General features: G+C 63.2%; 13 protein-coding genes. 8 read left to right on the top strand and 5 right to left on the bottom strand.

The window, feature by feature from the left end:
• Positions 1-44 precede the first annotated feature (44 nt).
• Complete coding sequence (locus tag EN807_RS28860; protein WP_135937648.1) at positions 45-1112, top strand: aldo/keto reductase; 1068 nt, start codon at positions 45-47, stop codon at positions 1110-1112.
• 60 nt (positions 1113-1172) lie between these two features.
• Positions 1173-2438, top strand: a complete 1266-nt coding sequence (locus EN807_RS28855) for a cysteine desulfurase-like protein (RefSeq protein ID WP_135937647.1) — start codon at positions 1173-1175, stop codon at positions 2436-2438.
• Between the two features lie 18 nt (positions 2439-2456).
• Here the strand turns inward: EN807_RS28855 and EN807_RS28850 are convergent, their stop codons facing one another.
• The 5 genes from EN807_RS28850 to EN807_RS28830 form a co-directional block, all read right to left on the bottom strand.
• Positions 2457-3488, bottom strand: a complete 1032-nt coding sequence (locus EN807_RS28850; protein ID WP_135937646.1) for a histone deacetylase family protein — start codon at positions 3486-3488, stop codon at positions 2457-2459.
• Positions 3485-4000 carry a GNAT family N-acetyltransferase gene (locus EN807_RS28845; protein ID WP_246684413.1) on the bottom strand — a complete coding sequence of 172 codons (516 nt, stop codon included), beginning with the start codon at positions 3998-4000 and terminating at the stop codon, positions 3485-3487. The genes EN807_RS28850 and EN807_RS28845 overlap by 4 nt, the downstream gene beginning before the upstream one ends.
• Positions 4001-4067: 67 nt before the next feature.
• Positions 4068-4997 carry a 3-keto-5-aminohexanoate cleavage protein gene (locus EN807_RS28840; RefSeq protein ID WP_135937644.1) on the bottom strand — a complete coding sequence of 310 codons (930 nt, stop codon included), beginning with the start codon at positions 4995-4997 and terminating at the stop codon, positions 4068-4070.
• 3 nt (positions 4998-5000) lie between these two features.
• Positions 5001-6377, bottom strand: coding sequence for an aspartate aminotransferase family protein (locus EN807_RS28835; protein WP_135937643.1), 1377 nt, complete (start codon positions 6375-6377; stop codon positions 5001-5003).
• 1 nt (position 6378) lies between these two features.
• Positions 6379-8019 (bottom strand): N,N-dimethylformamidase beta subunit family domain-containing protein, encoded by a 1641-nt coding sequence (locus tag EN807_RS28830; RefSeq protein ID WP_135937642.1) that lies wholly within the window; start codon positions 8017-8019, stop codon positions 6379-6381.
• A 157-nt stretch (positions 8020-8176) separates the two neighbouring features.
• Between EN807_RS28830 and EN807_RS28825 the strand changes: the two genes are divergently transcribed.
• The 6 genes from EN807_RS28825 to EN807_RS28800 all read left to right on the top strand — a co-directional run bounded on the left by EN807_RS28825 (position 8177) and on the right by EN807_RS28800 (position 12244).
• Positions 8177-8425, top strand: a complete 249-nt coding sequence (locus EN807_RS28825) for a ParB N-terminal domain-containing protein (RefSeq protein ID WP_065008163.1) — start codon at positions 8177-8179, stop codon at positions 8423-8425.
• Positions 8426-8558: 133 nt separating this feature from the next.
• Positions 8559-9044 carry an SRPBCC family protein gene (locus tag EN807_RS28820; protein ID WP_135937641.1) on the top strand — a complete coding sequence of 162 codons (486 nt, stop codon included), beginning with the start codon at positions 8559-8561 and terminating at the stop codon, positions 9042-9044.
• A 26-nt stretch (positions 9045-9070) separates the two neighbouring features.
• Positions 9071-10027 carry an alpha/beta hydrolase gene (locus EN807_RS28815; RefSeq protein ID WP_135937640.1) on the top strand — a complete coding sequence of 319 codons (957 nt, stop codon included), beginning with the start codon at positions 9071-9073 and terminating at the stop codon, positions 10025-10027.
• A gap of 219 nt (positions 10028-10246) precedes the next feature.
• The gene (locus EN807_RS28810) at positions 10247-10645 is read left to right on the top strand and encodes a GFA family protein (protein WP_128204331.1); all 399 of its coding nucleotides are present in this window, start codon (positions 10247-10249) and stop codon (positions 10643-10645) included.
• 134 nt (positions 10646-10779) lie between these two features.
• The gene (locus EN807_RS28805; protein ID WP_135937639.1) at positions 10780-11004 is read left to right on the top strand and encodes a hypothetical protein; all 225 of its coding nucleotides are present in this window, start codon (positions 10780-10782) and stop codon (positions 11002-11004) included.
• Positions 11005-11227: 223 nt separating this feature from the next.
• The gene (locus EN807_RS28800; protein ID WP_127317032.1) at positions 11228-12244 is read left to right on the top strand and encodes a GH25 family lysozyme; all 1017 of its coding nucleotides are present in this window, start codon (positions 11228-11230) and stop codon (positions 12242-12244) included.
• The last annotated feature ends 131 nt before the right edge of the window (positions 12245-12375 follow it).

Raw genomic sequence — 12375 nt, 5'->3', positions numbered from 1 at the left:
CTCGCCGCGCAGCCGCGCGAAAATTTCCCGCCGGAGAAAGTCCCATGCACAAACGCCGCCTCGGTCGGACCGATCTTCTTGTTTCCCAGATTTGCCTGGGATCGATGACCTGGGGCCAGCAGAACACCGAAGCGGACGGCCACGCCCAGATGGACCTGGCCTTTTCGCGCGGCGTCAACTTCATCGACACCGCCGAGCTCTACCCGATCCCGCCCAAGGCGGAGACGCAGGGCTGGACCGAGAGAATCATCGGCAGCTGGTTGAAAGCGAAGCGCAATCGCGATCAAATGATCCTCGCCTCGAAAGTGGTTGGCCGCACCGCCAATGCATGGTTCCGCGGCGGGCGCCCCTCGAAGCTGGTGCGCGCCGACATCTTCGATGCCGTCGAAAAGTCGCTGACCAGGCTCAACACCGATTATATCGATCTCTATCAGATCCATTGGCCGGAACGGGACGTGCCGTGGGGCGCCAATCCGAACCGTATCGGCGCCGTAGCGTCACGATCCGATTCCGTCGGCGCACCGGCTGGCGAGACGCCGATCACCGAGACACTCGCCGTCTTCGACGAACTGGTCAAGGCTGGAAAAATCCGCCATTTCGGCCTGTCGAACGAGAGCTCCTGGGGCGTCATGCGGTTCATCGCCGAAGCCGACAAGGGCCTCGGTCCGCGTCTGGTGTCGCTGCAGAACGCCTATAATCTCGTCAACCGCAGCTTCGAGGTGAACCTCGCCGAAGTCTGCGAGCGCGAACAGGTTTCGTTTCTCGCCTATTCGCCACTGGGACAAGGCTACCTAACCGGAAAGTACGAGCATGGCGCGCGGCCGCAAGGCTCGCGTTCTCAGCTTTTCAACCGCGGTCAGCGCTATGAGACGCCCAACGCTGCGGAAGCACAGTTTGCGTACAACGAGCTGGCGCGCTCTTTCGGCATGGAGCCGGCATTGTTTGCCAATGCTTATGTCACGAGCCGGCCCTTCGTCACCTCGAGCATCATCGGTGCGACGACCATTTCGCAGCTCGAAATGGCGCTGTCTTGCGCCGATGTCGTCTGGACCGAGGACATGCAGAAGGCGGTCGATGCAATTCACCAGCGTGTCGGTAACCCGTGTCCGTGAGCAGATTTCCTGCGCTGTAAGGTGTGATTGCCAAATAATTACAAGAGGGAGGGAGAAAAAGTGAATTTTCCGATTGAGGGCGTGCGCGAGAAATTTCCGGCCCTGTCGCTGACCGACAAGGGCCGTCGCCGCATCTACCTCGACAACCCTGCCGGCACGCAGGTGCCGCAAGCGGTTGCCGACGCGGTGTCACGCTGCCTGCTGACCACAAACGCGAATCTCGGCGGATTCTTCGAAACCACGATCGCAGCGCAACAAATCGTCGATGACGCCCATGCGGCGATGGCCGATTTCCTGGGTTCTGCGAGCCCTCAGGAAATCATCATCGGCGCCAACATGACGACTCTGACCTATCACATGTCGCGCACGCTCGGCCGCACGATGAAACCGGGCGACGAAATCATTCTCACCCGCATGGACCACGAGGGCAACGTATCGCCGTGGCTGCAGCTGGCCGAAGACCTTGGCCTTGTCGTGCACTGGCTGTCTTTCGACAAGCAGAGCTGGCAGATCGAGGAGGCGGCGCTTGCTACGCTGCTCACCGACAGGACCCGGCTGGTCGCTTTGAACTACGCGAGCAATCTGACCGGCTCGATTAACCGGGTGAAGGCGCTGACGCGCGTTGCCAAGCAGACCGGCGCCCTGGTCTATGTCGACGCCGTTCAGTTCGCGCCGCACGGCCTGATCGACGTCAGGGATATTGGCTGCGATTTCCTGATCTGCTCGGCCTATAAATTCTTCGGGCCGCATATGGGCATATTGTGGGGCAGGCTTGATGTCATCGACAGACTGAAACCGTACAAATGCCGCTGTTCGTCCAATGCTCTGCCGGAGCGGTTCGAACTCGGCACGCCGCAGATCGAGCTGATGGCCGGACTGACGGCCGCGGTCGATTACTTTGCGGAACTCGGCGCGGCTGCAGGCGATGGCGGCTCGCGCCGCGCCAGGATCGCCAAGGCATTCGAAAGATCAATAATTTATGAGAACCCGCTGGCGCAAAGGCTGATCGACGGCCTGTCGGCTATCTCAGGCCTGACCATCCATGGCATTACCGATCCGGCGCGTGTCGGGGAGCGCGTCCCGACGATCTCCTTCACCGTCGACGGCATGGTGCCGGAGACGATCGTACGGCAGATGAACGCGGAAAACATCTTCCTGTGGTCCGGCCACAACTACGCCTGGGAGGTCGTCCACCAGCTCGGCATTCCGGCCGAACAGGGCGTCGTGCGCATCGGCATCGCCCATTACAACACGGCGGCCGAGATCGACGAGACGCTGGAGAGCGTGCGCCGTGTCGTCGCCATGCTGCGACAGGAGCGGTTCTGACGCGATATCCGGCTGATATTACCACTTCCTGCCGCCGCCGAAGCCGGTGAGGAAGGCAGTAAGATTGTCGCCGAGCTCGTCGCAGAGATAGCCGCCCTCCTGCACGATGACCATCGGCAGGCCGAGGCCGGCGATAGCCTCGCCGATGCGCGAGAAGCCCGGTGTCGTTACCGACAGTCCGCCGAACGGATCGCCTTCGAAGGAGTCGAGACCGAGCGCCACGACAAGCGCTTCTGGCGCAAAGGCGCGGATACGCTGGAAAGCCACATCCAGCGCGTCGAGGAATGCGGCGTCGCCGGATTTGCGCGCCAGCGGCAGGTTGAAATTGTAGCCGAGGCCAGCCCCTTCGCCACGTTCGTCGGCATGGCCCCAGAAGAACGGGTAGAAGCGCACCGGATCGGCATGCAGCGAGACGGTGAGCACGTCCGGCCGCGCATAGAAAATGCCTTGCGTGCCGTTGCCGTGATGCAGGTCGACGTCGAGGATCGCCACCCGCGCCGCATTCTTGCGGAGCGTCTGTGCCGCGACCGCTGAATTGTTGATGAAACAGAAGCCGCCGGCGACATCGGCAAAGGCGTGGTGGCCGGGCGGGCGGCAGAGCGCATAGGCAGCCGGTGCGCCTGACATCACGGCCTCAGCGGCCTCGACTGCGCTCCAGGCGCTCCACAGCGCGCTCTGCCAGGTCTCGCTTGAGATCGGGCAAGCGGTGTCGGCCATGTGATAGCCGGCCTGGCCGACCGCCGAGGCCGGATAGGAGCCGCCCCGCGCGATCGGATGGATGTTGGGGATCACTTCCGCCGAAGCGCCTTCGATGCGCTGCCAGCGCACAAAGATGTGCTCGAGAAAATCGAGATATTCGGGCGTATGCACCGCCGCAACCGGTCCTGGCCCGTGATCTCTCGGCCGTTCGATCGTGCAGCCGGCGGCCCTTGCGCCGGCGAGCAGCCGTTCGACGCGTTCCGGCTTTTCCGGATTGGGTTTCTGCGCACCGCTGGAGAGGAATGCCTTGGGATCATGGCGCTTCTGTTCTTCGGCATAGAAGGCTTTCATCTTGGCTCCTCATCATCGGGTGCATCGGCGAAGGCAAAGAACGCGTCGCCGACGATCTTCTGCACCTGCTCGTAGCTCGACCAGGCAATGCCCAGTCTTTCGTAAAAGGCTTTGGCGGTTTCATTGTCGGTATCGACGGCCAGTCTGAGGTAGACGCCGCCGTCCTTCCGGCATTCTCGCGCGGCACGGCGCAGCAGGCGTTCGCCGATCCTGCGGCCGCGAAACCGGTCCTCGACATAGAGGTCCTGCACATAGACGCCGGGCCGGCCCATCCAGGTCGAGAAGATCGGGAAATGCAGGCACAGGCCGGCGAACTCGCCGCCGACTTCCGCAATCAGCGTTGAGAAGGCAGGGTTTTCGCCAAAGCCGTAGGTGCGAAGGTCGTCGGCCGTAGAAGTGATTTCCTCGGGCGCACCGATATGGGCGCCAAGCCGCAGGATCGCAGCATGGATGGTTTCGATGTCCTCGACGGTGCCGGGCCGGATGAGGACGTTTGTTGATGGCGTACTCACGGCAGGCAGGGCGCCCATGCACCCCCCGGGGTGTGACGGATCGCAAGCATCTCAGGCCAAAACCATCTCAGAATGCCACCCTATCGCCGCCTTTGAGCGCCAGCATCTCCCGCGCCTCGGTTGGCGTGGCGACGTCCAGCGACAGCCCGTCGAGCACGCCGCGGATACGGCGCACCTGATCGGCATTGGATTTTGCCAGCTGGCGGCCGTCGTAGAGGCTATCCTCGAGCCCAACGCGGACATTGCCGCCCATCGCTGCCGCAATCGATATCATCGGCATCTGGTGGCGGCCGGCGGCCAGCACCGAAAACTGATAGCTGTCGCCGAACAGTTTGTCGGCGATACGCTTCATATGGACCAAATTGTCGGGATCGGCGCCGATACCGCCCAATATGCCGAACACGAACTGGATGAACAGAGGTCCCGACACCAGCCCCCGGTCGCGAAAATGCGCTAAAGAATAGAGGTGGCCGACATCATAGCATTCGAATTCGAAGCGTGTGCCGCAGCCCTTTCCAAGTCTTTCGAGCACGGTCTCCATGTCGGCAAAGGTGTTCTTGAAGATCGTGTCGCGTGTCGCTTCAAGCAGCTTGGGCTCCCACTCGTGATGCCACTCTCTTGGTCGGTCGAGCATCGGGAACAGCGCGAAGTTCATCGAGCCCATATTGAGCGAGCACATTTCGGGCTCGGCCCTGAGCGGTGCGGCCAGCCGCTGGTCGAGCGTCATCAGCGACGAGCCGCCGGTGGTGATGTTGATCACCGCATCGGTTGCCTGCTTGATGCGCGGCAGGAACTGCATGAACACATCAGGATCGGCCGTTGGCCGCCCGTCGCTGGGATCGCGGGCGTGAAGATGCAGGATCGAGGCGCCGGCTTCGGCGGCGGCAATAGCCTCTGCGGCGATCTGGTCCGGCGTCACCGGCAGGTGCGGCGACATTGACGGCGTGTGCACCGACCCGGTGACGGCGCAGGTGACAATGACTTTTCGCGGCGCCATTTTTCAGCCTTCGACCGGCAGGTCGAGCTCGCCGGCCAGCACCTGCAGCGAGTCGCCGATGATGGCGACGATTTCGCCGACCTGTTCCTTGGTAACGATCATCGGCGGTGCCACCATGAAATTGTCGCCGTCGAAGCCGCCCTTGACCTTTCGCCCATAGATGATCAGGCCGCGCTCATAGGCGAGGTCGAGCAGCCGCTGGGTGGCCTTGTTCGCCGGTGCGATCGGCCCCAGCGTATCAGGGTCGGCAACCATCTCGGCGCCTAGGAGCAGGCCCTTGCCGCGCACGTCGGCGATGAACGGAAACCGCTTGGCCAACCCCTTCAGCTCGGTCATCAAAAGGTCGCCCATGTCAGCTGCATTGGCGATCAGGCCGAGACGATCCATTTCGCTAAGCACGGCGAGCCCGGCGGCGCAGGCGAGCGGATTGCCGGCATAGGTGTGGCCGTGCTGGAAGCCGCCGGAGGCGAGCAGCGGCTGCACCAGCCGTATCGGTGCCGCCAGCGCCCCGAGCGGCGCATAGCCCGAGCCCAGTCCCTTTGACAGCGCGACGATGTCGGGCTTGCAGTTCCAATGGTCGCCACCGAGGAATTTTCCGGTGCGGCCGGCACCGCTCATCACTTCATCATGGATGAGCAGGATGCTGTAGCGGTCGCAGATTTCGCGGATGCGCGGATAATAGCTGTCCGGCGCGACCAGCGCCGCGGTGGCAGCGCCGCCGACCGGCTCCATGATGAAGGCGAGCACGCTTTCCGGTCCCTCGGCGAGGATCTTCTCCTCCAGCATGTCGGCGTAGCGGATGCCGCGCTGCTCCATCGAGAGATTGTCGCGGTCGCGCCATGCGGCCGGCGCCGGCACGGTCGGCATGACCTGCATCATCGGTGTGAAGGTTTCGGCCAAGGCGTCGTCGCCGGTGACGGATAGCGAACCAAGCGTGCCGCCATGATAGGAGGGAAAGCGGGTGATCACCTTCCAGCGCTTGGGCTGGCCTGTCGCCACTGCCCACTGCCGGGCGAGCTTGATGCAGGATTCCGTCGCTTCCGAGCCACCCGAGACGAAGAAGATCCGGTCCATGCCTTCTGGGAGTTTGGCAGCCAATAGCCGCGCGAGATCCTCGGCCGGCTCGTTCTCGAAATGCAGCCGATAGGCGAAGGTGGCGCGGTCCATCTGCCGCTTCATCGCATCGAGCACGTTGCGGTTGGAATGACCGATATTGGCGACCATCGGTCCGCTCGATCCGTCGATGAAGCGGCGGCCGTCCTGCGTCCAGATGTAGATGCCTTCGGCGCGGTCGACCAGCGGCCGGCGGAGGCTGGACAGATAGAACAGATGCGACGGGCGCGTCTCGATGTCCGGGGCAGGGGTCTGGGATTTCAGCATGTCAGGACTTTCCGAGATAGCGGTCGAGAACATTCTTGGTAACGAGCTCGATCATCGGGTCCTGCCTTAGCAGGCCGGCGACCCATTCGCAGCTTCCGGCGTGGAACACCTCGCCCTTGCCGCGCGGGAAATTGACGATCATGCCGTTGCCGCGCTTGACCTTGTCGAGATTGGCGTCGCTCGCCTCGCCGAACAGCGTTTCGGCGGTGAAGCGTCCGTCCTCGTCGCCGAGGAACCGGCCTTCGAACGGAACATCGGCGCTCTCCTCGACTTGGGCAGCCATGCCGACCGCGAGAATTTGCAGCCCGTCCGGTGCGCCACTGTTGGGCGCCGGGTAGGGCAGTCCGCCTCGGATCTCGTGGTCGAGCCCGTCGACCTCATAGCCATAGACATGGCTGTCGGCGCCGAGCAGGTCGCCGTAATAGATGCCTGTGCCGGCGAACGCCCAATGCTCCGGCCGGTAGACCGGGAAGCCGCGCACGCCGCGCGGCGCGCAACCGCCCCAGCCGGCGTACAGGCCCCCCGTCGCATTGAGCCCGAAAGTCGAGGCGCCCGGCCGGCCGATCTCAGGTGCTTCCCATGAATTAGTGGCGCGCGTCACGTCGCCGCCCCGATAGACCGGGTCCTCGGCACGGGCACGGTATTTGTAGCAGACCTGCCGGCGGCCCGCGTCCTCCAGCCTGGTCTGCCACATGAAATTGCCGGCGAAGCGTGCCGCATGGCCGCCGCGCTCGACGTAGGCGTCGACCGCGTCGCGCATCTCCCAGGTCCAATATTCGTCATGGCCGACGAAGGCGACGCAGTCATAGCCGTCGAGGATTTCGGGCGAAAAATGCAATTCGTGCTGACTGGCGAGATCGACCCCATAGCCGGCACGCTCGGCAAAACGAAAGAAGAGGCTGTCATAGCTTGCCCAGCCGGACGAGGCGTATTTCTTCGAATGGCCGGTGGCGAAGGCCCATTCCATATGCGGATAGCGCGGCACGGTCCTGGGCGGCACGGCGACCTCGAGCGGCACGCGCGGCGCCTCGTTCGGCAGAACAACAAAACCGCGGCACCATGGCCGCTGCGTCGACACTATTGGGGCATACTGGTCGCGGTTCGGGCCGGTGATGCCTTCGTAATGATTGGAGCCACCCCACGTGTTGTAGGCAAGCCAGGTGCCGGTGGCTGCAACCTGCAGCACACGACCGCGTTTCTTGCCGGGCTGCGGGCTAACGATGAAAAGATGCTGGCAGCGGATCGGCTTGCCGTCGCGGCCGTCCGCCGTCAGCGTGACGCGGTAGGCTCCGGACGGCCAGTCGTCGCCGACGCGGAATTCAAACGAAGCGCCCCAGCCGCAGCCTACGACCGAACATTGGTCGGGTGTATCCTGCCAGCGCGCCGCGATCCCAGCCTTCTCGAACATTTTCGTTTCGGTGCCGCCGTCGCGGACGATCGATATGCTGAAGCTGGAAGCCGTCGAGCTGACATGCAGCATCACCGTCTCGTCCCGGCGGTATGAAAAACGATCGCTGTAGCACCAGATCTCGCCGCGTTCGCCATCCATGCCCGGCCATTCCCAGTAGTGGCCGCGCACCGCTTGCCGGCGCTGGTGGGGCGTCAGTCCGAAATCGGGGAATTCGGTAGGAAGCTTGGTCATGAACGCCTGTGAAGGGTCGAACGCGTCATTTCGACCATCTGCCGGCCAACCGTCAATTGGAAACGATCGGGCCAGCGATAGCTGACAGCCGGCCTTGGCCTTGCCTGCCAAACCGACTATCTCACAAAGGGTGGCCTTTTTCGCCACGGGAGCCGACATGCTGAGAGTGCAAAAGGTCAAGGTGGACGACATCTACGTGCCGACCGCGCGCAGGAAGACACTGCATCCCGAAACCGTCCGGCATCTGGCCGAAGACATTCTGGAAAACGGCATGAAGACGCCGATCCAGGTGCGCCACGACGGCAAGCGCCATGTCCTGGTCGAAGGCCTGCATCGGCTGGAAGCGGCGAAGTGGCTCGGCGAGACCGATATCGACGCCTATCTGGTGCAAGCCAAGCGCCACTAAGCTCTCCATCGGCGTTCGCCGGAATCGGCCTGGGGAAATTTTCGCGGGACGCTGTCGGGCTGCGCGTTGCCCGCTCGTCCTTGAGACGGAAACCGGCATTCAAGCCAACTCTTTTGCAAGTGAGGAGACCATCATGACCACCAAGCTCGACATCGCCCCCAGCTCCGACCGCGAACTGGTTCTTGCCCGCATCATCGATGCGCCGCGCGAGAACGTCTATCGCTGCTGGACCGAGCCGAAGCTCGTGACGCAATGGTTCGCGCCAAAGCCGTGGACGACGCCGCGCGCCGAAATGGACGTGCGCAGCGGCGGCTCCAGCCTCGTCGTCATGGCGGGACCCGACGGCAATGAATTTCCGAACCCCGGCATCTTCCTCGAAGTCGTGCCGGGCAAGAAGATCGTTCTCACCGACGCCTATACGAAGGCGTGGGAGCCGTCCGAAAAACCGTTCATGACGGTCGTGCTGACCTTCGAGGATGAGGGCGAGGGCAAGACCCGCTACATCGCCCGGGTTGCGCATTGGTCCGTCGCCGATCGCGAAGAGCACGAGAAGATGGGCTTTCACGAGGGCTGGGGCCAGTGCGCCGACCAGCTCGAAGAAGTCGCCAAGCGGCTTTGATATCAGCGGGACGGAAGGAGACCGACATGTCCAGAGCGATGTTTTTCGCCATTTTCGCCTCGGCGGCAGCGCTCTTCGCCGCGCCGGGCGCCACCAAGGCCGAGGAGGCAAAGCCCGTCATGACCACTGAAACGAAAGCAATGCCGAAGCCGGCGAAATCCGGCCTGCTGCCGATCAACGGCCTGAACTACTATTACGCCGTCTACGGCAAGGGCGAGCCGCTGCTTCTGCTGCATGGTGGTCTCGGCACCACCGACATGTTCGCGCCGATCCTGCCGAAGTTTGCCGAAAACCGCACCGTCATCGGCGTCGACCTGCACGGTCACGGCCGCACCGCGCTCGGCGACCGGCCGTTGAGCCTGGAGGCGATGGGTGACGACATGGCGGCGATCATCAAGGCGCTCGGCTACGAGCAGGTCGATGTCATGGGTTATTCGCTGGGCGGCGGTGTCGCCTTCCGTATGGCCGTCCAGCATCCCGAGGCCGTGCGCCGGCTGGTCCTGGTGTCGGCAGGCTATGCCTCGGACGGCTTCTATGCCGACATGCGCACCCAGCAGGCGCAGGTCGGCGCGGCGATGGCCGACATGATGAAAGACACGCCGATGTACAAGTCCTACGTGGCGGTCGCGCCGCATCCGCAGGACTTTCCGAAGCTGCTCGATCAACTGGGCGCCCATATGCGCAAGGACTATGACTACTCCGCCGACGTACCCAAGCTGAAGATGCCGGTCATGCTGGTTTTTGGCGACAGCGACATGTACCGGCCCGAGCATGAGATCAAATTCTATCAGATGCTCGGCGGCGGACTGAAGGACGCCGGCTGGATGCGCGAGAACCTTTCGCAGAACCGGCTGGCCATCCTGCCGAACCGCACCCATTACGACGTGTTCTTCGCGCCGGAACTGACAGCAGTCACGCTGCCCTTCCTCAATGGCGAGACCAAGGTCAAGACCTGGGACGAGGTCATCAGCGAGGCGGAATAACCACCTGACAACGGCCTGTCCGGCCCATCTCCCGCGAGATGGCTGGACAGGCTTATCCCTCTGAAGCCGGCGATAAGCATTGGCAATCCCGGCACACGTCCTCGGGGCCAATGGCATCTCCCGCATCACAGCTATAGATGGCCCTATCAAGGCTTTTCAATTGACGCTGCTGTGCCGGCAGCTACCTTGCAGACAATCTTCAGAAAGAGGGCGCAGGTAATGGCGAGATATCAGGGTGGCTGCCTGTGCGGCGCGGTGCGTTACCGCACCGATGCCACGCCGATCAACGAGCGGGTCTGCCATTGCCGGCTCTGCCAGAAGGCGCTGGGCGCGGCCTTCAACGCACGCGTGCTGTTCCGCATCGACGACGTGACCATCGACGGGCCGGTGGCGACGGTGAATTCCTCGCCCGATCTCAAGCGCGGCTTTTGTCCCCGCTGCGGCACGACGATGTTTTCCCGGCGCGACTCCGCCGGCATCATCGGCGTGACCTCAGGCTCGCTCGACGACCCTTCGATATTTAGGCCGCAGATGCATATGTGGACCGCCTCGAAGCAGCCCTGGGTGCCACTCGACGACGGACTGCCGCAATATGAAGGCGCGCCACCCCCGAACTGAAGCGCAGGCGAACTGAAGCGTAAAGCGTGCCCAATTTTTTCATCCGGGACACGAGATAGCCGGCAAAGCGTCATTGGCGAGCCATCATTGCCGCCTATCTATTACGTGCGGGTCGGCAGTCGAGGAGGCGACGGATGGAAGACAGAATCAACACCCTGGATGAGCTTTTGAGCGATCCTATGGTCAAGCTCGTGATGGAGCGTGACCGCGTACAGCCGGCCGAGCTTCGCTCGCTACTTGAAGAAAAGGTTCGCCGGGATGACGCACCGGTCGTCAACGATCGCCCCGTCACCGACCGCTTCATACCGCCCGCTCACATGGTAGCCGAGAGCTGCCACAAGCTGTGGCTGTGCGGCTAGGCAGCGGGCCTGCAGGCGTCGGCGATCGTTCGCGCCGTCTCCGTCCTGCCGTCGTTTCCAAGCTCTCACCGCTACGGTGATAAAGCGGGCGCCATGTATTGCCCAGCTCTCGTCCTAACAATTTGATTCAAACTTTGTTGGCAATTTCTCGTTAGTAATCTGGATCGGTTGTCCGGCGGCGTTGTCTTGCCCTCGGTCTGTTGTGTTCTGCGTACAGGTCCAGATGCGGTTATCAGGCGTCGTCATCTTCTCGATCGCGTCACTTTGCCTTGCCGGCTGCACATCCACGTCCGGCGTCGACGCGCTGCAAGTGCCGTCCAGCGAGACGACCAGCTCCGTTGTGCGGCCGCCCGCGCCGGTGGCGTCGGTCGGTGCGGCCGATGCCGCACCCGACTTCGCGCAGGAAGAGGCGACGGAGCAGACTGTGGCGATGGCCACTCCAGAGCCTGCCGACAGCATCGAACCACCCGTCGAGCCGATTGCCCTGGTGGCGCCGAAGCGGCTGGCACGGGCAGCACCGATCCTCGCCGAGCCGGTCCAGCGCTACCGTTTTCGTGACGCCAAGCCGATCAACTTCGGCAAGGCCTCGCCCAGACACCTCGCCGTTCACGGCGTCGACGTTTCACGCTGGCAGGGCAACGTGAACTGGGCAAAGCTGCGCGGGCAGGGCGCGAACTTCGCCTACATCAAGGCGACCGATGGCGGCGATCATCTTGATCCGATGTTCATGAAGAACTGGCGCAACGCCGACGCCGCCGGCCTCAAGCGCGGCGCCTATCATTTCTTCTACTGGTGCCGCACCGCCGGCGAGCAGGCCGACTGGTTCATCCGCAACGTGCCGAGGGTCGAGGGCGCCTTGCCGCCGGTGATCGATGTCGAGTGGAACGGCGAATCCAGCTGCAAGCGGCGGCCGTCGCGGCAAAAGGTGCTGGAGAAGATGCAGGTGTTCATGGACAAGCTCGAGCGCCACTACGGCCAGCGGCCCATCATCTACACCGCGCCTGATTTCTACCGCGACAATCTCAGAGGCGCGTTCTTGGATTATCCGTTCTGGCTGCGTGCGGTGGCACAGCACCCGTCAAAGGTCTATCCCGGCCGCAAATGGGTGTTCTGGCAGTATTCCGGCTCCGGCCTGTCGCACGGCGTGAGAGGCCGCATCGACCTCAACGTCTTCCACGGCGACGAGAGAGCCTGGCGGAACTGGGTTGGTGGGCGGCAGATGGTGGCCGAGGCGGAGTAGGGGTTCCTTCTTGCTGCTCGCCCTGCGGGGTGCCGATCGCGGCCGCAGGAAGCCGCCATTTGCAGGCCAGCATGAGGTGAATATCGAGGGACCCTGACCGCCTGTCGCGGAACTGTCATGGATCCGTCATC

The organism is Mesorhizobium sp. M5C.F.Ca.ET.164.01.1.1 (assembly GCF_004792125.1).
GTDB lineage: Bacteria > Pseudomonadota > Alphaproteobacteria > Rhizobiales > Rhizobiaceae > Mesorhizobium > Mesorhizobium wenxiniae.
The sequence above is the reverse complement of the archived record's forward strand: the minus strand, read 5'-3'. Positions and strand labels throughout refer to the sequence as shown.

Coding starts and splice junctions, on each gene's coding strand:
- EN807_RS28860 (WP_135937648.1), top strand. CDS start 45: ATGCACAAACGCCGCCTCGGTCGGACCGATCTTCTTGTTTCCCAGATT.
- EN807_RS28850 (WP_135937646.1), bottom strand. CDS start 3,488: ATGAAAGCCTTCTATGCCGAAGAACAGAAGCGCCATGATCCCAAGGCA.
- EN807_RS28840 (WP_135937644.1), bottom strand. CDS start 4,997: ATGGCGCCGCGAAAAGTCATTGTCACCTGCGCCGTCACCGGGTCGGTG.
- EN807_RS28835 (WP_135937643.1), bottom strand. CDS start 6,377: ATGCTGAAATCCCAGACCCCTGCCCCGGACATCGAGACGCGCCCGTCG.
- EN807_RS28830 (WP_135937642.1), bottom strand. CDS start 8,019: ATGACCAAGCTTCCTACCGAATTCCCCGATTTCGGACTGACGCCCCAC.
- EN807_RS28825 (WP_065008163.1), top strand. CDS start 8,177: ATGCTGAGAGTGCAAAAGGTCAAGGTGGACGACATCTACGTGCCGACC.
- EN807_RS28820 (WP_135937641.1), top strand. CDS start 8,559: ATGACCACCAAGCTCGACATCGCCCCCAGCTCCGACCGCGAACTGGTT.
- EN807_RS28815 (WP_135937640.1), top strand. CDS start 9,071: ATGTCCAGAGCGATGTTTTTCGCCATTTTCGCCTCGGCGGCAGCGCTC.
- EN807_RS28810 (WP_128204331.1), top strand. CDS start 10,247: ATGGCGAGATATCAGGGTGGCTGCCTGTGCGGCGCGGTGCGTTACCGC.
- EN807_RS28805 (WP_135937639.1), top strand. CDS start 10,780: ATGGAAGACAGAATCAACACCCTGGATGAGCTTTTGAGCGATCCTATG.
- EN807_RS28800 (WP_127317032.1), top strand. CDS start 11,228: ATGCGGTTATCAGGCGTCGTCATCTTCTCGATCGCGTCACTTTGCCTT.